The sequence below is a fragment of the Pseudomonas sp. SDO5522_S412 genome, from assembly GCF_054071215.1.
In genome coordinates this window covers 13,883-38,549 of the sequence record NZ_JBSVWQ010000043.1, presented here as the reverse complement: position 1 = coordinate 38,549, position 24,667 = coordinate 13,883, and the positions used below count along the sequence as shown (strand labels likewise).

The 24,667-nt window shown below is 61.3% G+C and carries 23 protein-coding genes; 15 read left to right on the top strand and 8 right to left on the bottom strand.

Translation table 11 applies throughout. The annotated features are described in order from the left end of the window. Window positions 1-119: 119 nt before the first annotated feature. From gatB to gatC, 3 genes are read right to left on the bottom strand one after another with little or no spacing between them, the layout of a single operon-like run. Window positions 120-1,565 carry an Asp-tRNA(Asn)/Glu-tRNA(Gln) amidotransferase subunit GatB gene (gatB, locus tag ACW9I6_RS12485; protein WP_457339370.1) on the bottom strand — a complete coding sequence of 482 codons (1,446 nt, stop codon included), beginning with the start codon at window positions 1,563-1,565 and terminating at the stop codon, window positions 120-122. Between the two features lie 10 nt (window positions 1,566-1,575). Continuing rightward, window positions 1,576-3,027 carry an Asp-tRNA(Asn)/Glu-tRNA(Gln) amidotransferase subunit GatA gene (gatA, locus tag ACW9I6_RS12480; RefSeq protein ID WP_457339369.1) on the bottom strand — a complete coding sequence of 484 codons (1,452 nt, stop codon included), beginning with the start codon at window positions 3,025-3,027 and terminating at the stop codon, window positions 1,576-1,578. A gap of 16 nt (window positions 3,028-3,043) precedes the next feature. Further along, window positions 3,044-3,331 carry an Asp-tRNA(Asn)/Glu-tRNA(Gln) amidotransferase subunit GatC gene (gatC, locus tag ACW9I6_RS12475; protein ID WP_003216077.1) on the bottom strand — a complete coding sequence of 96 codons (288 nt, stop codon included), beginning with the start codon at window positions 3,329-3,331 and terminating at the stop codon, window positions 3,044-3,046. Between the two features lie 210 nt (window positions 3,332-3,541). On the opposite strand from gatC, the gene mreB reads away from it, so the two are divergent. The 8 genes from mreB (at window position 3,542) to tldD (ending at window position 14,740) form a co-directional block, all read left to right on the top strand. Next, the gene (gene mreB, locus ACW9I6_RS12470; RefSeq protein ID WP_002555108.1) at window positions 3,542-4,579 is read left to right on the top strand and encodes a rod shape-determining protein MreB; all 1,038 of its coding nucleotides are present in this window, start codon (window positions 3,542-3,544) and stop codon (window positions 4,577-4,579) included. Between the two features lie 140 nt (window positions 4,580-4,719). Continuing rightward, window positions 4,720-5,829: a rod shape-determining protein MreC gene (gene mreC / locus ACW9I6_RS12465; protein ID WP_080673268.1), complete on the top strand. Its 1,110-nt coding sequence runs from the start codon at window positions 4,720-4,722 to the stop codon at window positions 5,827-5,829. Then, complete coding sequence (mreD, locus tag ACW9I6_RS12460) at window positions 5,829-6,317, top strand: rod shape-determining protein MreD (protein ID WP_457339368.1); 489 nt, start codon at window positions 5,829-5,831, stop codon at window positions 6,315-6,317. Before mreC ends, mreD begins: the two co-directional genes overlap by 1 nt. A gap of 50 nt (window positions 6,318-6,367) precedes the next feature. Continuing rightward, a complete protein-coding gene (locus tag ACW9I6_RS12455; protein WP_003216083.1) occupies window positions 6,368-6,964 on the top strand; it encodes a Maf family protein in 597 nt (198 codons plus the stop codon). Between the two features lie 70 nt (window positions 6,965-7,034). After that, the gene (gene rng / locus ACW9I6_RS12450; RefSeq protein WP_003216085.1) at window positions 7,035-8,492 is read left to right on the top strand and encodes a ribonuclease G; all 1,458 of its coding nucleotides are present in this window, start codon (window positions 7,035-7,037) and stop codon (window positions 8,490-8,492) included. Between the two features lie 76 nt (window positions 8,493-8,568). Further along, a complete protein-coding gene (locus ACW9I6_RS12445) occupies window positions 8,569-12,384 on the top strand; it encodes a YhdP family protein (protein WP_457339367.1) in 3,816 nt (1,271 codons plus the stop codon). Between the two features lie 48 nt (window positions 12,385-12,432). Continuing rightward, a complete protein-coding gene (locus ACW9I6_RS12440; protein WP_008437218.1) occupies window positions 12,433-13,281 on the top strand; it encodes a carbon-nitrogen hydrolase family protein in 849 nt (282 codons plus the stop codon). A gap of 16 nt (window positions 13,282-13,297) precedes the next feature. After that, the gene (tldD, locus tag ACW9I6_RS12435; RefSeq protein ID WP_003216090.1) at window positions 13,298-14,740 is read left to right on the top strand and encodes a metalloprotease TldD; all 1,443 of its coding nucleotides are present in this window, start codon (window positions 13,298-13,300) and stop codon (window positions 14,738-14,740) included. A gap of 45 nt (window positions 14,741-14,785) precedes the next feature. Here the strand turns inward: tldD and yjgA are convergent, their stop codons facing one another. Continuing rightward, entirely contained in the window at window positions 14,786-15,307 is a 522-nt protein-coding gene (gene yjgA, locus ACW9I6_RS12430) for a ribosome biogenesis factor YjgA (protein WP_003216092.1), read from the bottom strand. A gap of 108 nt (window positions 15,308-15,415) precedes the next feature. Here yjgA and pmbA point away from each other — a divergent pair, with 108 nt between their 5' ends. From pmbA to ACW9I6_RS12400, 6 genes are all read left to right on the top strand, one after another. Beyond that, window positions 15,416-16,762, top strand: coding sequence for a metalloprotease PmbA (gene pmbA, locus ACW9I6_RS12425; RefSeq protein ID WP_003216094.1), 1,347 nt, complete (start codon window positions 15,416-15,418; stop codon window positions 16,760-16,762). Window positions 16,763-16,911: 149 nt separating this feature from the next. Then, entirely contained in the window at window positions 16,912-17,307 is a 396-nt protein-coding gene (locus ACW9I6_RS12420) for a FagA protein (protein ID WP_178911666.1), read from the top strand. 254 nt (window positions 17,308-17,561) lie between these two features. Further along, a complete protein-coding gene (locus ACW9I6_RS12415) occupies window positions 17,562-18,944 on the top strand; it encodes a class II fumarate hydratase (RefSeq protein ID WP_003216098.1) in 1,383 nt (460 codons plus the stop codon). 27 nt (window positions 18,945-18,971) lie between these two features. Next, window positions 18,972-19,415 carry a hypothetical protein gene (locus ACW9I6_RS12410; protein ID WP_003216099.1) on the top strand — a complete coding sequence of 148 codons (444 nt, stop codon included), beginning with the start codon at window positions 18,972-18,974 and terminating at the stop codon, window positions 19,413-19,415. A gap of 1 nt (window position 19,416) precedes the next feature. Beyond that, on the top strand, window positions 19,417-20,028 hold the full coding sequence (locus tag ACW9I6_RS12405) for a superoxide dismutase (RefSeq protein ID WP_008434313.1): 612 nt from the start codon (window positions 19,417-19,419) through the stop codon (window positions 20,026-20,028). A 31-nt stretch (window positions 20,029-20,059) separates the two neighbouring features. Then, window positions 20,060-20,953 (top strand): ZIP family metal transporter, encoded by an 894-nt coding sequence (locus ACW9I6_RS12400; RefSeq protein ID WP_087692866.1) that lies wholly within the window; start codon window positions 20,060-20,062, stop codon window positions 20,951-20,953. Window positions 20,954-20,966: 13 nt separating this feature from the next. Here ACW9I6_RS12400 and ACW9I6_RS12395 read toward each other — a convergent pair whose 3' ends face one another. Then, on the bottom strand, window positions 20,967-21,917 hold the full coding sequence (locus ACW9I6_RS12395) for a GlxA family transcriptional regulator (RefSeq protein WP_457339366.1): 951 nt from the start codon (window positions 21,915-21,917) through the stop codon (window positions 20,967-20,969). A 114-nt stretch (window positions 21,918-22,031) separates the two neighbouring features. Here ACW9I6_RS12395 and ACW9I6_RS12390 point away from each other — a divergent pair, with 114 nt between their 5' ends. Next, a complete protein-coding gene (locus ACW9I6_RS12390; protein WP_102369902.1) occupies window positions 22,032-23,033 on the top strand; it encodes an SLAC1 anion channel family protein in 1,002 nt (333 codons plus the stop codon). Between the two features lie 20 nt (window positions 23,034-23,053). Here the strand turns inward: ACW9I6_RS12390 and ACW9I6_RS12385 are convergent, their stop codons facing one another. The 3 genes from ACW9I6_RS12385 to ptsN are packed head-to-tail and all read right to left on the bottom strand — an operon-like array spanning window position 23,054 to window position 24,667. Continuing rightward, window positions 23,054-23,326, bottom strand: coding sequence for an HPr family phosphocarrier protein (locus ACW9I6_RS12385; RefSeq protein ID WP_003216108.1), 273 nt, complete (start codon window positions 23,324-23,326; stop codon window positions 23,054-23,056). A 16-nt stretch (window positions 23,327-23,342) separates the two neighbouring features. Continuing rightward, window positions 23,343-24,200 carry an RNase adapter RapZ gene (rapZ, locus tag ACW9I6_RS12380; RefSeq protein WP_003216111.1) on the bottom strand — a complete coding sequence of 286 codons (858 nt, stop codon included), beginning with the start codon at window positions 24,198-24,200 and terminating at the stop codon, window positions 23,343-23,345. A 2-nt stretch (window positions 24,201-24,202) separates the two neighbouring features. Next, the gene (gene ptsN, locus ACW9I6_RS12375; RefSeq protein WP_003216114.1) at window positions 24,203-24,667 is read right to left on the bottom strand and encodes a PTS IIA-like nitrogen regulatory protein PtsN; all 465 of its coding nucleotides are present in this window, start codon (window positions 24,665-24,667) and stop codon (window positions 24,203-24,205) included.

Below are 24,667 nucleotides of genomic sequence, written 5' to 3'. Positions count from 1 at the left end.
AGTCACCAGATGTATTGACTGATCCACCGCTTTCGCGAGCAAGCCCGCTCCCACACAAGCCCGCTCCCACAAGGGGTCAGAGTTGGACGTGAGGTCCTGCTCCGACCATTTCACCGCGTTTAGCCTTCGAGTTTGCTTTTCAGCAGTTCGTTGACCTGTTGCGGGTTGGCCTTGCCTTTGGAGGCTTTCATCGCCTGGCCGACAAAGAAGCCGAACATCTTGCCCCGCTTGGCTTCATCCGCCGCACGGTATTGTTCAACCTGCTCGGCATTGGCTGCCAGCATCTCGTCGAGCACGGCCGAAATCGCGCCGCTGTCGGTGACTTGCTTCAGGCCGCGCTTTTCGATGATCTCCTCAGCGTTGCCTTCGCCGGCGGCCATGGCTTCAAACACGGTCTTGGCGATTTTGCCGGAGATGGTGTTGTCCTTGATCCGCAGCAACATGCCGCCCAACTGTTCTGCCGACACCGGTGCCTCGTCGATTTCCAGGCCCTGTTTGTTCAACAGGCTGCCCAGCTCAACCATCACCCAGTTGGCCGCCAGTTTGGCGTCGCCGGCAATGCTCACGACTTTTTCGAAGTAGTTGGCTTGCTCGCGGCTCGACGCCAGCACGCTTGCGTCATACACCGAAAGACCGAACTGCGCCTGGAAACGCTCGCGTTTCTGCGGTGGCAGTTCCGGCAGCGTGGCGCGCACGTCAGCCAGGAACGAGTCCTCGATGACCACCGGCAACAGGTCCGGATCGGGGAAGTAACGGTAGTCGTTGGCTTCCTCCTTGCTGCGCATGGCGCGGGTTTCGTCTTTGTTCGGGTCGTACAGGCGGGTCTGCTGGATCACCTTGCCGCCGTCTTCGATCAGCTCGATCTGGCGACGTACTTCGGTGTTGATCGCCTTCTCGATGAAACGGAACGAGTTGACGTTCTTGATCTCGCAGCGGGTGCCGTACTCGGCCTGGCCTTTTGGCCGCACCGACACGTTGCAGTCGCAACGCAGGGAGCCTTCGGCCATGTTGCCGTCGCAGATCCCGAGGTAACGCACCAGCGCGTGGATCGTCTTGACGTAGGCCACGGCTTCCTTGGCGCTGCGCATGTCCGGCTCGGAAACGATCTCCAGCAGCGGGGTGCCGGCGCGGTTCAGGTCGATGCCGGTGGCGCCGTTGAATTCTTCATGCAGGCTCTTGCCGGCATCTTCTTCCAGGTGCGCACGGGTCACGCCGACACGTTTGATGGTGCCGTCTTCCAGCGGGATGTCCAGGTAGCCCTTGCCGACGATCGGCAATTCCATCTGGCTGATCTGGTAGCCCTTGGGCAGGTCCGGGTAGAAGTAGTTCTTGCGGGCGAACACGTTGTGCTGGCCGATCTCGGCATCGATGGCGAGGCCGAACATCACCGCCATGCGCACCGCTTCCTGGTTCAGCACCGGCAGCACGCCGGGCATGCCCAGGTCTACCAGGCTGGCCTGGGTGTTGGGTTCTGCGCCGAACGTGGTGGCGCTACCGGAGAAAATCTTCGATTGGGTGGCGAGCTGGGTATGAATCTCCAGCCCGATCACGACTTCCCATTGCATAGTGTTCTCCTCAGAAGCCGGTAGGGGTGCGAGTGTGCCAGTCAGAGTTCAACTGGTACTGGTGCGCCACATTGAGCAGGCGGCCTTCCTGGAAATACGGGGCGAGCAGTTGCACGCCCACCGGCAAGCCATCGACGAAACCTGCAGGCATGGACAAGCCCGGCAGACCGGCGAGGTTGGCGGTGATGGTGTACAGGTCTTCCAGGTACTCGGCGATCGGGTCGCCGGTCTTGGCGCCGATCTTCCAGGCCGGGTTCGGCGTGGTTGGGCCGAGGATCACGTCGACTTCATTAAAGGCAGCCATGAAGTCGTTCTTGATCAGGCGACGGATCTTTTGCGCCTTGAGGTAGTACGCGTCGTAGTAACCGGCCGACAGGGCGTAGGCACCGACCATGATCCGGCGTTGTACTTCCACGCCGAAACCTTCGCCACGGGAGCGCTTGTACAGGTCGGTGAGGTCCTTCGGGTTTTCGCAGCGGTAGCCGAAACGCACGCCGTCGAACCGCGACAGGTTGGAGGACGCTTCTGCCGGGGCGATCACGTAGTAGGCAGGAATCGCGTGCTGGTTGTTCGGCAGGCTGATTTCCTTGATCACGGCGCCGAGCTTTTCCAGCTCCTTGACGCTGTTGTGCACCAGTTCGGCGATGCGCGGGTCGAGGCCGGCGCTGAAATACTCTTTCGGCACGCCGATGCGCAGGCCTTTGATCGAGGTATTCAGGCTGGCGCTGTAGTCCGGCACGGGTTCATCAATGCTGGTGGAGTCCTGCGGATCGAAGCCTGCCATGCCTTGTAACAAAATTGCGCAGTCTTCAGCGGTACGTGCCAGGGGGCCGCCCTGGTCGAGACTGGAGGCGTAGGCAATCATGCCCCAGCGGGATACGCGACCGTAGGTCGGTTTCAGACCGGTGAGGTTGGTGAAAGCGGCCGGTTGGCGGATCGAGCCGCCGGTGTCGGTGGCCGTGGCGGCAGGTAACAGACGAGCGGCAACCGCGGCTGCCGAACCACCGGACGAACCGCCGGGCACGTGCTCGAGGTTCCACGGGTTTTTCACCGCGCCGTAGTGGCTCGACTCGTTGGCCGAGCCCATGGCGAATTCGTCCATGTTGGTCTTGCCCAGGGTCACGGCCCCGGCAGCGGCCAGCTTGGCGACCACAGTAGCGTCGTAGGGCGCCTTGAAATTGTCGAGCATCTTCGAGCCGCAGCTGGTGCGAATGCCCTGGGTGCAGAACAGGTCCTTGTGGGCAATCGGCGCACCCAACAGGGCGCCGTTCTCACCGTTGGCGCGACGTGTGTCGGCGGCCTTGGCCTGGCTCAGGGCCAGCTCTTCGGTGATGCTGATGAAGCTGTTGACCTTAGGGTCCAGCTCGGCGATACGCGCCAGCAGGGTCGTGGTCAGCTCTTCGGAAGAAAACTTTTTGTCGGCGAGACCGCGGGCGATCTCGGCCAGAGTCAATTGATGCATTGCAGGCTCTTTCCCTTTAGTCGATGACTTTCGGAACCAGGTACAGGCCGTTTTCGACCGCTGGCGCGATGGACTGGTAAGCCTCGCGATTATTGCGCTCGGTCACGACGTCGGCGCGCAGGCGCTGGCTGGCTTCCAGCGGGTGAGCCAGGGGCTCGATGCCGTCGGTATTCACGGCTTGCATTTGGTCGACCAGCCCGAGAATGCTGTTCAGGGCTGCGGTGGTCTGTGGAAGATCGGCTTCATTGAGGCCCAGGCAGGCCAAATGAGCGATTTTTTCCACGTCGGAGCGTTCAAGCGCCATGGGATTCTCCAGTGGAAAACAGAACGGAAGCTATCCGTGTGTTAGATTGTAGGAACACTACCGCATTTCTACGGTCATATGGCCGCGATTGTGGGGGTTGGTGCACAGAAAGTCGGCCAATTTAGCACATTGGCGCCTTGCCCAAAATCCCTGTCGTTGTTAGAGTTTGCCGCACTTTTTTACCCACGCGTTGCCTAGGGTCCCTTTCCCATGTTCAAGAAACTGCGTGGCATGTTTTCCAGCGATCTTTCCATCGACCTGGGCACTGCCAACACCCTTATTTACGTGCGCGAGCGCGGTATCGTCCTGAATGAGCCATCGGTTGTGGCCATTCGGACCCATGGTAATCAGAAAAGTGTCGTTGCCGTTGGCACCGAGGCCAAGCGCATGTTGGGCCGAACACCGGGCAACATTGCTGCCATTCGTCCGATGAAGGATGGCGTGATTGCTGACTTCAGTGTCTGCGAAAAGATGCTGCAGTACTTCATCAACAAGGTTCACGAAAACAGTTTCCTGCAGCCCAGCCCTCGTGTGCTGATCTGCGTTCCGTGCAAATCCACCCAGGTGGAACGTCGTGCCATCCGTGAGTCGGCCCTTGGCGCCGGTGCCCGTGAAGTGTTCCTGATTGAAGAGCCAATGGCCGCTGCGATCGGTGCCGGCCTGCCGGTTGAAGAAGCGCGCGGTTCGATGGTGGTTGATATCGGTGGTGGTACCACTGAAATCGCCCTGATCTCCCTCAATGGTGTGGTGTATGCCGAATCCGTACGGGTTGGCGGCGACCGCTTCGACGAAGCGATCATCACCTACGTGCGTCGCAACTACGGCAGCCTGATCGGCGAATCCACCGCCGAGCGCATCAAGCAGGAAATCGGTACCGCTTACCCGGGCGGCGAAGTTCGCGAAGTCGATGTTCGCGGTCGCAACCTGGCCGAAGGCGTTCCACGTGCCTTCACCCTGAACTCCAATGAAGTGCTGGAAGCTCTGCAAGAGTCCCTGGCCACCATCGTTCAGGCGGTGAAGAGCGCCCTGGAGCAATCGCCTCCGGAACTGGCTTCCGATATCGCCGAGCGTGGCCTGGTACTGACCGGTGGTGGCGCCTTGCTGCGCGACCTCGACAAGTTGCTGGCCCAGGAAACCGGTTTGCCAGTGATCGTCGCTGAAGACCCGTTGACCTGCGTCGCCCGCGGCGGTGGCCGTGCACTGGAAATGATGGATAAACACACCATGGACCTGCTCTCCAGCGAATAAGAATTTGCTGGTTTGCCCATGTTTCGCTCACAGGCAGCACTTTGCAGTGCTGCCTGTTGGCGTTTATCTTCTTCAATCTGCATCCAGGCCGGTTTGATGCCGTATGAATAAAGAAAACATTTGCCTGGGAGGAGCGGCTTATTAAACCGCTTTTTTCCAAAGGCCCCTCATTGGGCGTGCGCCTGTTGGTGCTGGTCGTGCTATCGGTTGCGCTGATGGTGGTCGATGCCCGCTTCACACTGCTCAAGCCAGTGCGTAGCCAGATGTCGCTGGTCCTGATGCAGACGTACTGGATCACTGACCTGCCGCAGCGTCTCTATCAGGGTGTCGCCAGTCAATTTGGCAGCCGCACCGAACTGGTGGCGGAGAACGAAAAACTCAAGACCGAAAACCTGCTGCTGCAGGGGCGCATGCAAAAGCTCGCGGCCCTCACCGAGCAGAACGTTCGGCTGCGCGAGTTGCTCAATTCCTCTGCGCTGGTCAATGAGAAGGTCGAAGTGGCCGAGTTGATCGGTATGGATCCGAACCCCTTCACCCATCGCATCATCATCAACAAGGGTGAGCGCGACGGCGTAGTCCTTGGCCAACCGGTGCTCGATGCCCGTGGCTTGATGGGCCAGGTGGTGGAGTTGATGCCTTATACCTCCCGCGTGCTGTTGCTGACCGACACCACCCACAGCATCCCGGTGCAAGTCAACCGCAACGGCCTGCGGGCGATTGCCAGCGGTACCGGTAACCCGGAACGCCTGGAGTTGCGTCACGTCGCAGACACCGCCGACATCAAGGAAGGCGACCTGCTGGTCAGCTCCGGCCTGGGTCAGCGGTTCCCGGCAGGCTACCCGGTCGCGACGGTCAAGGAAGTGATCCACGATTCCGGCCAGCCGTTCGCCATTGTGCGTGCCGTGCCGACCGCCGCATTGAACCGCAGCCGTTACCTCTTGCTGGTGTTCAGTGACAACCGCACCCCGGAAGAGCGTGCCAACGAAGCCGCCCAGGCCCAGGAAGCGGAAGACAAGCAAAACGGCACCGCGCCGATCATTCCGGCCACCGTGCCAAAACCGGCGGCACCTGCTGCCCCGGCAGCCGCTCCGGCAACGCCAGCCGCGCCGGTTGCGACACCAGTCAAGCCTGTGGCCCATAGCGCGCGTCCGGCCAAGCCTGCGGCTGCAACACCTGCCGCTGCCAAACCGCCCGCCGCCGCCAAACCACCGGCCGCGGCCCCGGCAACCACTCGGCAGAGGGAAGAATAATGGCCGGTACTCATTCGCGTAACGGCTGGATCGTCTGGCTGACCTTTGCCACCGGCTTGCTGCTCAGCGTTTCGCCGCTGCCGCAATTCATGGAGATCCTGCGCCCGCTGTGGCTCGCCTTGCTGCTGGCGTTCTGGGCCCTGGCGCTGCCGCACAAGGTCGGGATGGTCACGGCCATGTGCCTGGGGCTGATGGAGGATGTGCTCTACGGCACCCTGCTCGGGCAGAACGCGTTGATCCTGACCCTGATTACCTTCCTGGTGCTGTCATTGCAGCAGCGCCTGCGGATGTTCCCGATGTGGCAACAGTGCCTGGTGATCCTGGTGATCTTCGGCCTGGCGCAGTTGGTACAGCTGTGGCTCAGCGCCTTGACCGGCAACCGCCAACCGACCCTGGCGCTGGTGTTGCCCGCGCTGGTCAGCGCGCTGTTGTGGCCCTGGGTCAGTTTTGGCCTGCGTGGATTGCGTCGTCGCTATAAAATCAATTGAATGGATCGCGAGGCTCTGCCTGGTTATCGAACCCTACAGGGAGAGTCTGCATGAATTCGCTTTATCTGGCCTCGGGCTCCCCGAGGCGGCGTGAGCTGCTGACACAGATCGGCGTGCCGTTCACCGTCGTCAGCGCCGCCATTGATGAAACTCCCCTTACAAATGAATCGCCCGCGTCCTACGTAGAACGCCTGGCGCGCGGCAAGGCTGCGGCCGGTCGAGCGACCTTGGCCGATGCCACCGGCGCCTGTGTGCTGGGCGCGGACACAGCCGTGATCCTCGACGGCCGGATCCTCGGTAAACCCGTGGATCAAGCCGACGCCCTGGCCATGTTGCTGGCCCTTTCCGAGCGTGAACACGAAGTCTTGACGGCCATTGCCCTGATTGACGGCCAGCGTTGCGAAACGCAGCTGGTCAGCAGTCGTGTGCGCTTTCGCAGGATTTCAGCGGACGAAGCCACCACTTATTGGCACAGCGGCGAGCCCCAGGACAAAGCGGGCGGCTATGCTATCCAAGGCTTGGCGGCGGTGTTCGTCGCCGGACTCAATGGCAGCTACTCTGCCGTCGTTGGCCTGCCGGTCTGCGAAACCGCAGAACTGCTGGGCCAATTCGGCATACCCTGTTGGCAAAACCTTACCGTGCGCTAAACGCCGTATTCCAGCGCCAAGCCTTAAGCGATCGGTCACTATTGTGAAAACGCCTGAACGAGACCCAGCCATGAGTGAAGAGATTCTGATCAATATCACGCCGATGGAATCGCGCGTGGCGGTGGTAGAGAACGGTGTTCTGCAAGAAGTGCACGTCGAGCGCACCCAAAAGCGCGGGATCGTCGGCAATATTTATAAAGGCAAGGTCGTGCGTGTGTTACCGGGGATGCAAGCGGCGTTCGTCGACATCGGCCTGGACCGCGCTGCGTTTATCCATGCTTCGGAAATCTCCCTGCGCGAAGGCCCGGCGGTCGAAAGCATCAGCGCCCTGGTGCACGAAGGGCAGAGCCTGGTGGTGCAAGTCACCAAGGATCCGATTGGCTCAAAGGGCGCACGGCTGACCACGCAACTGTCGATTCCTTCGCGCTACCTGGTGTACATGCCGCGCACGGCCCACGTCGGTATTTCCCTGAAAATCGAAGACGAAGCCGAGCGCGAGCGCCTGAAAAAGGTGGTCAGTGACTGCGTGGCGCTCGAAGGCATCAAGGAGGCCGGCGGCTTTATCCTGCGTACTGCCGCAGAAGGTGCCGGTGCCGATGAAATCCTCATGGACATCCGCTACCTGCGCCGCCTCTGGGACCAGATCGGCGCGCAGATCAAGACCATTGGCGCCCCCAGCGTGATCTACGAAGACCTCGGCCTGGCCCTGCGCACCTTGCGCGACCTGGTCAGCCCGAAGATCGAGAAAATTCGCATCGACTCGCGGGAAACCTTCCAGCGCACTACGCAATTTGTTGCCGAGCTGATGCCGGAAATCGCCGATCGCCTGGAGCATTACCCGGGCGAGCGGCCGATTTTCGACCTGTATGGGGTCGAAGACGAAATCCAGAAAGCCCTTGAGCGCAAAGTGCCGCTCAAGTCCGGCGGTTACCTGGTGGTGGACCCGGCGGAAGCCATGAGCACTATCGACGTGAATACCGGTGCCTTTGTAGGCCATCGCAATCTCGAAGAAACCATCTTCAAGACCAACCTCGAAGCGGCCACCGCGATCGCCCGCCAGCTGCGCCTGCGCAACCTGGGCGGGATCATCATCATCGACTTCATCGACATGGAAGACGAAGAGCACCAGCGCCAGGTGCTGCGTACCCTGGAGAAGCAACTGGAGCGCGATCACGCCAAGACCAACATCATCGGCATCACCGAGCTGGGCCTGGTGCAGATGACCCGCAAGCGCACCCGCGAAAGCCTGGAACAAGTGCTGTGCGAGCCGTGCAGCAGTTGCCAGGGGCGCGGTAAGTTGAAGACCCCGGAAACGGTTTGCTACGAGATTTTCCGGGAAATCTTACGGGAGGCACGCGCCTACCAGGCCGAGGGCTATAGAGTCCTGGCTAACCAGAAGGTGGTCGACCGTTTGCTGGATGAAGAATCCGGCAACGTAGCCGAGCTGGAGGGTTTTATCGGGCGCACCATTCGCTTCCAGGTCGAAACCATGTATTCCCAGGAACAATATGACGTGGTGCTGCTCTGATTCGCGTTAGTTCTTATCAACGAGACGGGCAGGCCTTGATCTGCCGTCCGACTATTGCCTTTGAGGGTCGCCTGACATGGAGCGTCTGATACGCTTTTTTGCCGCATTGACCCGCTGGGGCCTCGGCCTGTGCGCCTTGCTGCTGGTATTGGCGGCGGTGTACGTGAGCCTGGGCCGTGAATTGACGCCGTTGGTGGCGGAATACCGTGGCGAAATCGAGGCCAAGGCGCGTACTGCGCTGGATATGCCCGTGAACATCGGCAGCCTGGAAGGGCGCTGGAGTGGCTTCGCGCCGGTATTGTTGGCTCACGACGTGATGGTCGGCGAGGGCAGCAGCGCCCTGCGCCTGGACCAGGTGCAAGTGGTGCCGGATATCTGGGCCAGCCTGCTGGCGCGTGAAGTGCGCATTGCCCACCTGGAAGTCAGCGGCCTGCAAGTCAGCGTGAAGGAAGACCAGGACGGCCACTGGGCGCTGCAAGGCCTGCCGGTGCAGGATGACCAGCCGCTGGATCCCGAACAACTGCTGACGCGCATGCAAATGGTCGGGCAGGTTTCATTGCTCGATAGCCAGGTGACGCTGCAGCCGTTCGACCAGGCTCCGCTGACCTTGACCTATGTCGGCGTGAGCCTGCAGACCGGCGCCAACCGCCAGCGCCTGGACGCGCGCCTGACCCTGCCCGACGGCCAGCCCCTGGCGTTGAACCTGCGCACCCGAATCCGCGCCGGCCAGTGGAAAGACGGCGAAGCCGAGGCTTACCTGAGCTTGCCCCAGAGTGACTGGGCAAAATGGATCCCGGCAAAACTGACCCAGCAATGGAAACTTACCGAACTCAAGGCCGGCGGCGAATTCTGGCTGACCTGGGCCAAGGGCACCGTGCAAAGCGCCGCCGTGCGCCTCAACGCCCCGCAGCTCAAGGGCAGCTATGCCGATCGCAAGCCGACTCATATTGAGAACCTGGCCCTCACTGCGTACCTGCAACGCAGTGACAGCGGCCTCAAGGTGCTGTTTGACTCGCTCGCAATGAACCTCGGCGACACTCGCTGGGAATCGCGCCTGCAACTGCAACAAACCCTGGCCACCGACAAGGCCCAGGAAGTCTGGAACCTGCAGGCCGATCGCCTCGACCTGACGCCGATCACGCCATTGCTGCACGCCTTGGCACCCTTGCCGGAAGCCGTGGCCACCACCCTGGATCATCTGAAGGCCACCGGCACGCTGCGGAACGTGTTGCTGGATTATCGGCCTCAAGACACCACCGACCAGCGCGTGAGCTTCGCGGCCAACCTCGACCGTATTGGTTTCGACGCTTACTTCGGCGCGCCGGCCGCCCGCAATGTCAGCGGCAGCATCAGCGGTGACCTGGGCAAGGGTGAGCTGCGCATGGACAGCAAGGATTTCTCCTTGCACCTGTTTCCGATCTTCGCCAAGCCCTGGCAGTACATCCAGGCCAACGCCCGCCTGACGTGGAAGCTCGACAAGCAAGGCTTCACCCTGATCGCGCCGTATATCAAGGTGCTGGGCGAGGAGGGCAAGGTCGCCGCCGACTTCCTGATTCGCCTGCATTTCGACCATAGCCAGGAAGACTACATGGACCTGCGGGTCGGTATGGTCGACGGCGATGGGCGCTTCACCCCCAAATACCTGCCGGCGGTGTTGAGCCCGGCACTCGATGAGTGGCTGCGCACTGCGATTCTCAAGGGTGCAGTGGACGAGGGCTTCTTCCAGTACCAAGGCTCGCTGAACCACGACGCACTGCCTGCCTCGCGCAATATCAGCCTGTTCTTCAAGGTGCATGATGCCGAGCTGGCATTCCAGCCGGGCTGGCCGCACGTGAGCAAGGTCAAGGGTGAAGTGTTTGTCGAGGAAAGCGGCGTGCGCATCCTGGCCAGCAAGGGCCAGCTGCTCGACACCAAGGTCAATGATATCTACGTCAACATTCCCCACGCCCCCGAAGGCAAGGACAGCCACCTGCTGCTCACCGGCAACTTTGCCGGTGGCCTGGGCGATGGCCTGAAAATCCTTCAGGAAGCGCCGATCGGCACCGCCTCGACCTTCGCCGGCTGGAAAGGCGAGGGCGACCTGCAAGGCAAGCTGGACCTGGATATTCCCCTGGCCAAGGGCGCCGATCCCAAGATCGTGGTGGATTTCAAGACCGACAAGTCCCGCCTGCAACTGGCCGAGCCTACGCTGGACCTGAGCCAGCTCAAGGGTGATTTCCGCTTCGACAGCGCCAAGGGCCTGAGTGGCCAGAACATCAGCGCCCAGGCCTTCGACCGACCGATCACCGCGCAGATTTTCGCCGATGGCAAGCCAGGCGACCTCAACACCCGCGTCACCGCGAAAGGGCAGGTGACCGTCAAGCGGCTGACTGACTGGCTGAAGGTCAGCCAGCCGTTGCCGGTGTCCGGCGATATCCCCTACCAATTGCAGCTCAACCTCGATGGCGCCGACAGCCAGTTGATGGTCAGCTCCAATCTCAAGGGCGTGGCCGTGGACCTGCCGGCGCCGTTCGGCATGCCGGCGAGCCAGGGCCGCGACAGTGTGTTCCGCATGACCTTGCAGGGTAAGGAGCGCCGTTACTGGTTCGATTATGGCGAGTTGGGCAGCTTCACCTTCGCCGCCCCGGCGGACAATTTCGCCGACGGCCGGGGTGAGCTGTTCCTGGGAGATGGCGATGCGGTGTTGCCGGCCGGCAAGGGCTTGCGAATCCGCGGCGTGTTGTCGGAGCTGGATATCGACCCCTGGAAAAAGCTCGTGGACCGCTACGCCGGCAACGACCCGGGTGGCAGTGCCAAGCAGTTGTTGAGCGGGGCCGATTTCAAGGTCGGCAAGCTGACCGGTTTCGGCACCCAGTTCGACCAGGTCAGCTTGCAGCTGGACCGCAAACCCGCTGCCTGGGGCTTGCAGTTCGACAGCCAGCAGGCCAAGGGTACCGTGGGGTTGCCGGACGCCAAGGGCGCGCCGATTGCAGTCAACCTGCAGTACGTGAAGCTGCCTGCGGTGGATCCGACCGTGCAGGCGGATGAAAATGCGCCGGACCCATTGGCTGATGTTGATCCCAAGGATATTCCCGCGCTGGATATCTCGATTGCCCAGTTGTTCCAGGGCCCGGACCTGGTAGGTGCCTGGTCTCTGAAAGTTCGTCCGACCACCAGGGGCATGGCGTTCAACAGCCTGAACCTGGGGCTCAAGGGCATGCTGCTCCAGGGCGCCGGCGGTTGGGAAGGTGCACCCGGTGCCAGCAGCAGTTGGTACAAGGGCCGCCTCGATGGCAAGAACATTGGCGACGTGCTCAAGGGCTGGGGATTTGCGCCGAGCGTGACCAGCGAAGATTTTCACGTGGACGTGGACGGCCGCTGGCCGGGTTCGCCGGCCTGGGTAGGTCCCAAGCGTTTCTCCGGCAGCCTGGACGCCAGTTTCCGCAAAGGCCAGTTTGTTGAAGTGGACGGCGGTGCGCAGGCCCTGCGGGTGTTTGGCTTGCTGAACTTCAACTCCATCGGTCGCCGGCTGCGCCTGGACTTCTCGGACTTGCTTGGCAAGGGCTTGAGTTATGACCGGGTCAAGGGCTTGCTGGCCGCCAGTAACGGCGTGTTTGTAACCCGTGAGCCGATCACCATGACGGGCCCGTCGAGTAACCTGGAGATCAACGGCACCCTGGACCTGGTGGCAGACCGCGTCGATGCCAAGTTGCTGGTGACGCTGCCGGTCACCAACAACCTGCCGATTGCTGCATTGATCGTCGGCGCGCCGGCCATTGGCGGGGCGCTGTTCCTGATCGACAAGCTGATTGGCGACCGTGTTTCGCGTTTCGCCAGCGTGCAGTACAAGGTAGAAGGCCCGTGGAAGGACCCGAAAATCACCTTCGACAAGCCATTTGAAAAGCCAAACTGAGTACCTGTGGAGTAGCATGGCCTCATGCCTTTTCTGGAGTGTGGGCCCATGTCCTTTGCGGTAATTCAAATGGTCAGCCAAAGCGATGTGCTGGCCAACCTGGCTCAGGCTCGGCGCCTGCTGGAGCAAGCGGCGGCGGGCGGTGCAAGGCTTGCGGTACTCCCGGAAAACTTCGCCGCCATGGGCCGTCGCGATGTGGCCGATATCGGTCGCGCCGAGGCCTTGGGCGAAGGTCCGATCCTGCCATGGTTGAAACAGACCGCCCGCGACCTCACCTTATGGATAGTGGCCGGCACTTTGCCGCTGCCCCCAAAGGATCAGCCGAACGCCAAGTCCAATGCCTGCTCGCTGCTGATCGATGATCAGGGCGAAATCGTTGCCCGCTACGACAAGCTGCACCTGTTCGATGTCGATGTGGCCGATGCCCGGGGTCGTTATCGTGAATCCGATGACTATGCTCATGGTAGCCAGGTGGTCGTGGCGGATACGCCGGTCGGCCGCCTGGGGCTGACGGTGTGTTACGACTTGCGCTTCCCGGAGCTATACAGCGAATTGCGCGCTGCGGGTGCCGAGTTGATCACCGCGCCCTCGGCCTTTACAGCGGTAACCGGCGCCGCGCACTGGGATGTGCTGATCCGTGCGCGTGCCATCGAGACCCAGTGCTACCTGCTGGCGGCCGCCCAGGGTGGCGTGCATCCGGGGCCCAGGGAAACCTTCGGGCATGCAGCGATCATCGACCCATGGGGGCGGGTGCTGGCACAACAGGATCAAGGCGAGGCGGTGTTGTTGGCCGAACGCGATAGCAGCGAACAGGCGTCGATACGGACGCGCATGCCGGTGGCGGGCCACCGGCGCTTTTTCTCGCAGGGCGCACAGCGACCTGCTTCAGAACGATGAATTTAAGGCCAAACCTATGAGCGAGTTGTTGTCCTCAGTCAGTGAACACCTCCTGGCGCCTGGTGGCGTGACCATCGAAAGCTTGCAAACGGTCCTCGGCGATCTGGCCGGGCCAGGCATCGACGCGGCCGACCTGTATTTCCAGGGGCAGATTTCCGAGTCCTGGGCCCTGGAAGACGGGATCGTCAAGGAAGGCAGCTTCAACCTCGACCAAGGCGTGGGTGTGCGTGCGCAGTCCGGTGAAAAAACCGGCTTTGCCTACAGCAACGCCATCACCCTGGAAGCCCTGGGGCTGGCGGCTCGTGCAGCGCGTTCGATCTCCCGTGCCGGGCAAAACGGCACGGTGCAGGCGTTCAGCACCCAGGACGTGGCCCAGCTGTATGCCCCGGATAACCCATTGGAAGTGATCAGCCGCGCCGAAAAGGTCGAGCTGCTCAAGCGTGTGGACGCGGCGACCCGCGCCCTGGACCCGCGTATCCAGCAAGTCACCGTAAGCATGGCCGGGGTGTGGGAACGCATCCTCGTGGCCTCCACCGATGGCGGCCTGGCGGCGGATGTGCGGCCGCTGGTGCGCTTCAATGTCAGCGTGATCGTCGAACAGAATGGCCGTCGCGAGCGCGGTGGCCACGGCGGCGGCGGGCGTACCGACTACCGTTATTTCCTCACCGAAGACCGCGCCATGGGGTATGCCCGTGAAGCGTTGCGCCAGGCCCTGGTCAATCTGGAAGCAATTCCGGCCCCGGCGGGTACGTTGCCGGTGGTATTGGGCTCTGGCTGGTCCGGCGTGCTGCTGCATGAAGCGGTGGGCCACGGCCTGGAAGGTGATTTCAACCGCAAGGGCAGTTCCGCCTACAGCGGGCGCATGGGCGAGATGGTTGCGTCCAGGCTCTGCACCATCGTCGATGACGGTACCCTGGCCGGGCGTCGCGGTTCGTTGAGCGTCGATGACGAAGGCACCCCGACCGAGTGCACCACACTGATCGAAAACGGTGTGCTCAAGGGCTACATGCAAGACAAGCTCAACGCGCGCCTGATGGGCGTGGCTCGCACCGGTAACGGTCGTCGCGAGTCCTACGCGCACCTGCCGATGCCGCGCATGACCAACACCTACATGCTCGGCGGCGAAAGCGATCCGGCCGAAATCATCGCCTCGGTGAAACGCGGCATCTACTGCGCCAACCTCGGTGGTGGGCAGGTGGATATCACCAGCGGCAAGTTCGTGTTCTCCACCAGCGAGGCGTATTTGATCGAAGACGGCAAGATCACCGCGCCGGTCAAGGGTGCAACGTTGATTGGCAACGGCCCGGAAGCCATGAGCAAGGTGTCGATGGTCGGTAACGACCTGTCGCTGGACAGCGGTGTGGGGACGTGCGGCAAGGATGGTCAGTCGGTGCCGGTGGGTGTCGGCCAGCCAACCTTGAAAATCGATGCGATCACCGTGGGTGGCACGGGGTCGTAAGAACGGGAGCTTCGGGTGGCGAAGGCCGCCACCCGGGGAAGAGGGTCAGCGCAGGCCGCGTTGACTATCGTCCAGCTCACGGATGTATTTGAAGATTTTTCGGCTGGAGGCCGGTGGCTTGCTTTGCGCCAGTTCGTGCTGGGCCTGACGGATCAGGGAGCGCAATTGTTGGCGATCGGCATCCGGGTACTCGATGACGAACTTCTCCAGTACCGCGTCATCGCCAGCGATCAGGCGATCACGCCAGCGTTCCAGGTTATGGAAGCGCTCGTTGTACTGGCGAGTGGAGGCATCGAGTTGATCGAGCAACGTCAGAATGGCGTCAGTGTCCTGGTCGCGCATCAGTTTGCCGATGAACATGAGGTGCCGTTTACGCGCGATATTCGCGGTGTGCTTGGGCGCATCGTTCAGAGCCCGGCGCAGGGCGTCGGTCAATGGCAGTTTTGCACACAAGTCAGGCTTGAGTGTTGTAAGGCGCTCGCCGAGGTCAACCAGAGCATGCAGCTCGCGTTTGACCTGAGATTTGCTTTTCTCCCCATCGAGGGAGTCGTCGTAAGAATCAACCATGGTGGCAGTCCGCAAAGAAACGCCGCCATGATAACCAGTCGGGGGCCGCTTGTCCGGCCCGGTCGCTAGAAGGCCTTAACCGAAAGCAGAATTTGAGTGGAGAAAACCATGAGTGCAGCCCAAAGCGTCGGTCCGCAAGCGTTACCGGCACTGCAGGAACAAGTCGAGCAGATCATTGCCGAGGCCAAGCGCCAGGGGGCCAGTGCCTGTGAAGTGGCGGTGTCCCTGGAGCAGGGGTTGTCGACTTCGGTGCGCCAGCGGGAAGTGGAAACCGTCGAATTCAACCGCGACCAGGGGTTTGGCATCACCTTGTACGTGGGCCAGCGCAAAGGCTCGGCCAGCACTTCTGCCAGCGGCCCGGAAGCGATTCGCGAAACCGTTGCAGCAGCACTGGCGATTGCCAAGCACACCTCCGAAGATGAAAGCTCCGGCCTGGCTGATGCAGCCCTGATGGCTCGGGACTTGAAGGATTTTGACCTGTTCCATGCCTGGGACATCACCCCGGAACAGGCTATTGAACAGGCTTTGACCTGTGAAGCGGCGGCATTCGATGCCGACAGCCGGATCAAGAACGCCGATGGCACCACCTTGAGTACTCATCAGGGTTGCCGCGTATACGGCAACAGCCACGGTTTTATCGGTGGTTATGCCTCGACGCGTCACAGCCTGAGTTGCGTGATGATCGCCGAAGCCAACGGCCAGATGCAGCGTGATTACTGGTACGACGTGAACCGCCAGGGCGAATTGCTGATGGATCCGGTACTCATCGGCCAGCGTGCCGCGCAGCGTGCTGCCAGCCGCCTGGGCGCCCGCCCGGTGCCGACCTGTGAAGTGCCGGTGTTGTTCTCGGCGGAACTGGCCGGTGGTTTGTTCGGCAGTTTCCTTGGGGCGATTTCCGGCGGCAACCTGTACCGCAAGTCGTCGTTCCTGGAAGGCGCGATTGGCCAGAAGCTGTTCCCGGAATGGCTGACCATCGATGAGCGCCCGCACCTGATGCGCGCCATGGGCAGTTCGTCGTTTGACGGTGATGGCCTGGCCACCTATGCCAAGCCGTTCGTCGAGAACGGTGAGCTGGTGTCCTATGTGCTGGGCACCTACGCCGGTCGCAAACTCGGCCTGCCAAGCACCGCCAACTCCGGTGGCGTACACAACCTGTTCATCACCCATGGCGATGAAGACCAGGCGGCGCTGTTGCGGCGCATGGGCCGTGGCTTGCTGGTCACCGAGTTGATGGGCCATGGTCTGAATATGGTCACGGGTGATTACTCCCGTGGTGCGGCGGGTTTCTGGGTGGAAAACGGCGAAATCCAGTTCGCCGTGCAGGAAGTGACCATCGCGGGCAACATGCGTGACATGTTCAAGCAGATTGTCGCGGTGGGTAATGACCTGGAACTGCGCAGCAACATCCGCACCGGTTCGGTGTTGATCGAAAAGATGACCGTCGCCGGCAGCTAATCCGCCGACAGACGCCATAAAGAAGGCGCGCCACCCATTGGGTGGCGCGCCTTTTTTTGTGCCTGGAATTCCGGGTGATTCCCTCAGGCTCTTGTTTTGATTCTCAATATCATTTAATAATAAATATCATTACCGAATGAGTGTGGATCATGAGTTCTGTCCTGCATGAGGATCCCTACCTGGAAAGCTGGCGTTGGATGAGTCGTCAGATTCGTTGCGGCCTTGCTCCCGACGAGCCCCGCCTGATCGAACATTACCTGGCCGAAGGCCGGTACCTCGCCTGTTGCACTGCGACCCACCCGTGGACCATCGGCGAAACCTCATTCCGCCTGCTGCTGGACACCGCCTCCGACATCGCCTTGCCCTGGCACTGGCGGTCCATGTGCCTGGACCAGGCCTGGCGCCCGTTGCGCGACCTAGAAAAACTTTCCCACTGTGCCTGCCGCCTCAAGCGCTGGCAGACCTTTGCCTGGCAATTGGCGACCTGCGAATTGCTGCCTTCCATTTCTGTTTCTGACCTGGTGCAAGGATCTTCCGATGATTAGGGTCGACCATCACTTATTTCCTGTGTCGCGCCGGGCCTGCAATTGCGCAGGGCAAGGCGCGAGGAGCGTGGTTTGGTCGTTCCAAATGAGCTTCGAGCAACGCAGCCCTGCGCAATTGCAGGCCCGGCCCTTCGGGTTGTGTCTGAAAGCGGGCCAGGCTGCGTTGCAGTCCTTGGCAAGGGAACAACCATTACCAGCGGACTGCGCCTTGCCTGGCCCGCTTTCAGACCTCAACGCGACACAGGAAATAAGTGATGGCCGACCCTAACACCCGTATCGAACGCGACAGCATGGGCGAACTGCAAGTGCCCGCCGAGGCCCTGTATGGCGCACAAACCCAGCGTGCGGTGAACAACTTTCCCATCAGCCACCAGCGCATGCCGGCGCAGTTCATTCGTGCGTTGATCCTGGCCAAGGCTGCCGCCGCTAAAGCCAACGTCGAGCTGAAACAACTGAGCGAAGCCCAGGGCAAGGCCATCGTTGATGCCGCCCAAGGCTTGCTGGAAGGCGATTTCATGCAGCATTTCCCGGTGGATATCTTCCAGACCGGTTCCGGCACCAGCTCCAACATGAACGCCAACGAAGTGATTGCGACCCTCGCCAGCCGCTTGCTGGGCGAGCCGGTCAACCCTAACGATCACGTCAACTGCGGCCAGAGCAGCAATGACATCATCCCGACCACCATTCACGTCAGTGCGGCGCTGGTGCTGCATGAGCAAACCCTGCCGGCGCTGCTGCACCTGGTCCAGGTGATCGAGCACAAGGCCGAGGAGGTGCACCGTTTCGTCAAGACCGGTCGGACGCATCTGATGGACGCCATGCCGGTGCGCATGAGCCAGGTGCTCAATGGCTGGGCGCAGCAGCTCAAGGCCAATATCGGCCATCTGCAAGACCTGCTGCCGAGCTTGCAGGCGCTGGCCCAGGGTGGCACTGCAGTCGGCACCGGGATCAATGCGCATCCGGAGTTTGCAGCGCGCTTCAGCCAGCAACTGAGCAGCCTGACCCACGTCCAGTTCACCCCAGGCAAGAACCTGTTCGCGCTGATCGGCTCCCAGGACACGGCCGTCGCGGTCTCCGGGCAGCTCAAGACCACCGCCGTGTCCCTGATGAAAATCGCCAACGACCTGCGCTGGATGAACTCCGGCCCATTGGCGGGCCTTGGTGAAATCGAGCTGGAAGGCCTGCAGCCGGGCTCTTCGATCATGCCCGGCAAGGTCAACCCGGTGATCCCGGAAGCCACCGCCATGGTTGCCGCACAAGTCATCGGCAACGACACGGTGATTACCATCGCCGGCCAGTCCGGCAACTTCGAACTCAACGTGATGCTGCCGATCATTGCCCAGAACCTGCTCGGCAGCCTGGAGTTGCTGGCCAACTCCAGCCGCCTGCTGGCCGACAAGGCCATCGCCAGCTTCAAGGTCAACGAAGCCAAGCTCAAGGAAGCGCTGTCGCGCAATCCGATCCTGGTGACCGCACTCAACCCGATCATCGGTTACCAAAAGGCCGCCGAAATCGCCAAGAAGGCCTATCAACAAGGCCGTCCGGTGATTGATGTGGCGCTCGAACATACCGACTTGCCCCGCAGCCAACTGGAAATCCTGCTGGATCCGGAAAAGCTCACGGCTGGCGGCGTGTAATCACCGACCCTGCTTTGGAGGCTCACCATGGAGCACTGGAAACGCACGATCGAACGGGCCAATCGCTGCTTTATGGCGGGCGAGCTGGTAGATGCCCGCGAGGCCTACCTGCAAGCCCTGGCCCTGGCTCAAGTGTTGTTTGAGCGCTGGGCGGATGCCGACGAAGCGGTGGCGGCTTGCGTCATTTCCCATCACAACCTGGCCGACCTGCACTTGCGCCTGAACCAGCCGGAAGAAAGCGCGGAATACCTCTGCGCCATTCACCAGCGCCTGTTGCAGACCATGCAAGACACCCGTCTTAACCCGCTATTGCGGGAAGCGGCCCTGCGCCAGAGCAGCAAGACCTACGTCGAACTGCTGAATTTCATCAGCGATCACGGTGAGTACCCACGTACCCACCGCCTGCTGGGCAGCAACGTGGCGCCATCGGATGCGTCGACCCGCAACAGCCCTTTTTATGGAGCTCATTGATATGTCCTACACCTTGCCGGCCTTGCCTTACGCCTACGATGCCCTTGAACCGCATATCGACGCGCAAACCATGGAGATCCACTACACCAAGCACCACCAGACCTACATCAACAACCTCAACGCAGCCGTCGAAGGCACCGAGTTTGCCGCTTGGCCGGTGGAGAAACTGGTGTCCAGCGTCCAGCAACTGCCGGAAAAACTCCGGGCGGCGGTGATCAACCAGGGCGGCGGCCACGCCAACCACTCGTTGTTCTGGGCTGTCATGTCGCCCAAGGGCGGCGGCAAGCCAGACGGCGCGCTGGGTGACGCCATCGACGAGCAGTTGGGCGGTTTCGACGCCTTCAAAGAGGCCTTCACCAAAGCTGCCTTGACCCGTTTCGGCAGCGGCTGGGCGTGGTTGAGCGTGACGCCGCAAAAGACCCTGGTGGTGGAAAGCAGCGGCAACCAGGACAGCCCGTTGATGAACGGCAATACGCCAATCCTCGGCCTGGACGTCTGGGAACACGCTTATTACCTGCTGTACCAGAACCGTCGTCCGGAATACATCAATGCGTTCTACAGCGTCATCAACTGGCCGGAAGTTGCCGGCCGCTACCAGGCTGCGCTGGGCTGAAACTCCTCTATAACAAGATCTAAGGCCGACTATGGGCACTGAAACACTGGCGATCAGCAGCGTGCGAATGTTTCGTTATGCGTTTGGCTCGCTGCTGCTATTGGCAGGAACTGCATTGCTGGTGGCCCAAGGGCTGGCCTGGCTTGACCTGGAACCGCGCATCCTGCGTGCCTTGCAGGGCGGGGCCATCTGCGCGCTCGGCACCGCCCTGGGTGCCGTGCCGGTACTGGTGATCCGCCGGATGCCATTGGCGGTGAGCGACACGCTGCTCGGCTTCGGTGCCGGGGTGATGTTGGCCGCTACGGCGTTTTCGCTGATCGTGCCGGGTATTGCGGCTGCCCAAAGCCTGGGGCTGACGCCATGGGGCGCCAGTGGATTGATCAGTTTCGGCATCATGCTGGGCGCGTTCGGGCTGTATCTGGTGGATCGCAAGGTCTCCGGCGCGAGCCCGGAAATGCTGGTGGGCAGTCCGGATCATCCGGTGATACCGCCGCGTATCTGGCTGTTTGTGTTCGCCATCATTGCCCACAACATTCCCGAAGGCATGGCCGTGGGTGTCTCGGCAGGCGGCGGCATGCCGGATGCCGACAGCCTCGCCATGGGTATTGCCTTGCAGGATGTGCCGGAGGGACTGGTGATTGCGTTGGTGCTGGCCGGGGCAGGGATGTCGCGGGTCAAGGCGTTCCTGATCGGCGCAGCGTCAGGGCTGGTGGAGCCGGTGTTTGCGGTGCTGTGTGCCTGGCTGGTGAGCCTGGCTCAGGTGCTGTTGCCGCTGGGGCTGGCGCTGGCGGCCGGGGCCATGCTGCTGGTGGTGACTCACGAAGTCATTCCCGAGTCGCGGCGCAATGGCCATGACAAGCTCGCCAGCCTGGGGCTGTGTATCGGGTTTTGCTTGATGATGGTGATGGATACGGCGTTGGGCTGAGGCTGTCGCGCTTCTACAAGAAGCGCTTGCGGTAGTCGCTGGGGGTAACGCCCAGGCGGCGAACGAAGGCGCGCCGGAACCCATCAACATTGGCATAGCCGACCTGATCGGCCAGGCGTTTGAGCGAGACATTCGAGCCTTCGATCAGCCGCCGTGCCTGGTCGATACGTGCCAGCTCCACGAACTCGGCAGGGGTAAATCCACCCTCGGCCTTGAATACCCGGGCAAAGTTGCGTTCGCTCATGTCAGCGCGTTGGGCCAGCAATGCCACGCTCAGGTCTTCGGCCAGGTTGTCGACGATATAGGTCTGTATCTGGCGAATGTTCGTGCGCTCTGCGGTCTGTGCCGCCAGTTGGGCGCTGAACTGTGACTGGCCGCCCGGCCGTTTGAAGTACATCACCATTTCCCTGGCCACACTGAGCGCCAAATCACGGCCGTGGTCCTCCTCGACTAACGCGAGCGCCAGATCCATACCGGCCGTCACACCGGCGGAGGTGTACAGGTTACCGTCGCGGATAAAAATGCTGTCCGGTTCGACCACGGCATCGGGGTATTGCCTGGCCAGCAATGCACTGGAATTCCAGTGCGTGGTGACGCGTCGCCCGACCAGCAAACCAGCAGCCCCCAGCACAAAAGCGCCACTGCAAACCGAGCCTATCCGCCGCACGCGCGTGGCCTGGTAGCGTACCCAGTCCCGCAGGTGGGCGTCGTGTGCCACGTCATTCACGCTGGGGCTTCCAGCGATCAGCAGCGTATCGATAGCCCCCTTGAACGTCTCGATGGAGTCATCCGTGGCCAGGCGAAGCCCATTGGTTCCCTTGATCTGCCCGGCGACGGTACCGATGACCGAGATCCGGTATGCACGGGAATTACCCAATTGCCTGGCCGCTTCAGCGAACACATCGGCAGGGCCCACGACATCCAGCATTTGCACGCGGGGAAATGCCAGGAGGGCAATTCGCATGGTGTCGGTCTCCGTAGTGGAAATGGCTGAAATCGTCGTTAAGCGACACTATAGGACAGAGGGGAGGTAGGCGACACTGTCCGTCACGTGCTTTATCGTCAACCGGAGACCCGCATGAGCATCTGTAACGCGCCACTTCCCCCCTTCGCTGTCGAATCGAGCGAGCGGTCGGGGTCCATCAAGAATCTTCCCATCAATTTGTTTGGCGCCGTGATGGGGTTGGCCGGCCTGAGCCTGGCCTGGCAGTCTGCCAGTGAATATGTGGCTTACGCGCAAATGATCGGAGCGGTCATTGGTGGGTTTGCCATTCTGGTGTTTATCGCACTGGTGGCGGGGTATCTCACCAAATGGGTTAAATACCCTGCGGCGGTCAAAGCCGAGTTCAATCACCCGATATCAGGAAATTTCTTTGGCACGGTGACGATCGCGTTGCTGCTGCTTTCGGCAGTCGTAGGCTCAGCTAGCACCCTGATCAGCCAGGGGCTTTGGATGTTGGGTAGCCTGCTGACCATGATCCTGGCGGCAATTGTGCTCTCGCGACTGTTGTCCGGTAATCAGGAGTCGCAATATGCGGTGCCTGCCTGGCTGATCCCGGGGGTGGCGGCGCTCGACATCGCGGTGACAGGTGCCCACATGCCCATGGCGTGGGCATACGAGTTCAATCTGTTCGCGATGGCGGTAGGGAGTGTGATTGCGCTGGTGTTCTTCACGCGAATTTTTTCACGTCTGGTTCACGAGCCGGTGATGGCCAAAGGTATGACACCTTCGCTGATGATACTTATCGCCCCCTTTGAAGTCGGCTTTCTGGCTTACACCAACTTCTTTGGCAGCGTCGACTACTTTGCCAGCGTGCTCTTCTACTTTGGCCTGTTCCTGTTTGGGGTGCTGGCATTCAAAGTATTCCGTCAGGCCGCGCCTTTTTCTCCTGCCTGGTGGGCAATCAGCTTTCCGATTGCGGCATTGAGCAACGCTGCGTTGAAATATGCCGATGCCAAAGGAGGCGTGATCCTGGAAGCGATTGCCTATCTGATCCTGGCTTTCCTGACGATCGCCCTGGCCGTACTGACGGTCAAGACGTTGAAGATTCTGTTCAACGGCAAACTGCTGTCCAACTGACGCAGGGGAGGGGCGATTACCTACTCGCCCTCATCAAAGAAATTATTGATCAACGCTACCAGGGCATCCATCGCTTCCTGCTCTTGCTCGCCTTCGGTCTTCAAATGAATCTTCGTGCCCTTGCCCGCAGCCAGCATCATCATGGCCATGATGCTTTTGCCGTCGACCATGGATTCCGGGGTGCGCCCGGCGCGGATCTGGCAAGGGAACTGCCCGGCGACGCCGACGAACTTGGCCGAGGCCCGGGCGTGCAGGCCCAGCTTGTTGATGATTTCAATTTCCAGAGCGGGCATCGCGGGGGTGTTCCTTTCAGCTGAGGTCGCGGTGGCGAACCTGGACGTTCTTGAGGGTTTGTTGCAGCACCTTGCCCAGGCGTTCGGTCAGGTAGACGGATCGGTGGTGGCCGCCGGTGCAGCCAATGGCGATGGTGACATAAGCCCGATTGCTGGCCGCAAAACGCGGCAGCCATTTGAGCAGGTAGCTGGAGATGTCCTGGTACATTTCCTCGACATCCGGTTGCGCCGCCAGGTACTCGGCCACAGGTTGGTCCAGCCCCGACTGATCGCGCAGTTCCGGCTTCCAGTACGGGTTGGGCAGGCAGCGCACATCGAACACCAGGTCGGCATCCACCGGCATGCCGCGCTTGAAACCGAACGACTCGACAAGGAACGCCGTGCCTGGCTCCGGCTGGTTCAGCAGACGCAGCTTGATCGCATCCCGCAGTTGATACAGGTTCAGGCTGGTGGTGTTGATCTTGAGGTCGGCCAGGTCAATGATCGGCCCCAGCAGTTTGGTCTCGTCCTCGATGGCTTCGGCCAGGGAGCGATGAGGGCTGCTCAACGGGTGGCGGCGACGGGTTTCGGAGAAGCGCTTGAGCAGGGTCTCTTCGTCGGCGTCCAGGTACAGCACATCGCAATGGATGTGCTTGGCCCGCACTTCTTCGAGCAGTTCAGGAAAGCGTGTGAGGTGGCTGGGCAGGTTGCGGGCGTCGATCGACACGGCGACCAGCGGTTGCGCCAGCTCGGTATGAATCAGCGCGCGTTCCGCCAGTTCCGGTAGCAGGCCGGCGGGCAGGTTGTCGATGCAATAGAAGCCGTTGTCCTCAAGAACATTGAGGGCCGTGCTTTTACCTGAGCCGGAACGGCCGCTGACGATGATCAAACGCATGATTAATGCCCGTTTTGTTCATCCAGGACAACCTGGTAGAGCGCCTCATTGCTTGAGGCACTACGCAGTTTGTCGCGTACGTCCTTGCGGTCGAGCATGCTGGCGATCTGCCGAAGCAGCTCCAGGTGCGCATCGGTGGCAGCTTGCGGGACCAGCAGTACGAACAGCAGGTCGACCGGCGCGCCGTCGATGGCGTCGAAATCGATAGGGGCGTCCAGGTGCAGCAGGGCGCTGACTGGAGACTCACAGCCTTGCAGGCGGCAGTGAGGAATGGCGATGCCGTTGCCAAAGCCGGTGGAGCCGAGCTTTTCACGGGCGATCAGGGCCTCGTACACAGCTTGCGTATCCAGTTCGGGCACTTCGCGGCCGATCAGGTTGGCAATTTGTTCGAGGGCGCGCTTTTTACTGCCGCCCGGCACGTTCACGAGGGAACGGCCGGGGGTCAGGATGGTTTCAAGTCGGATCAT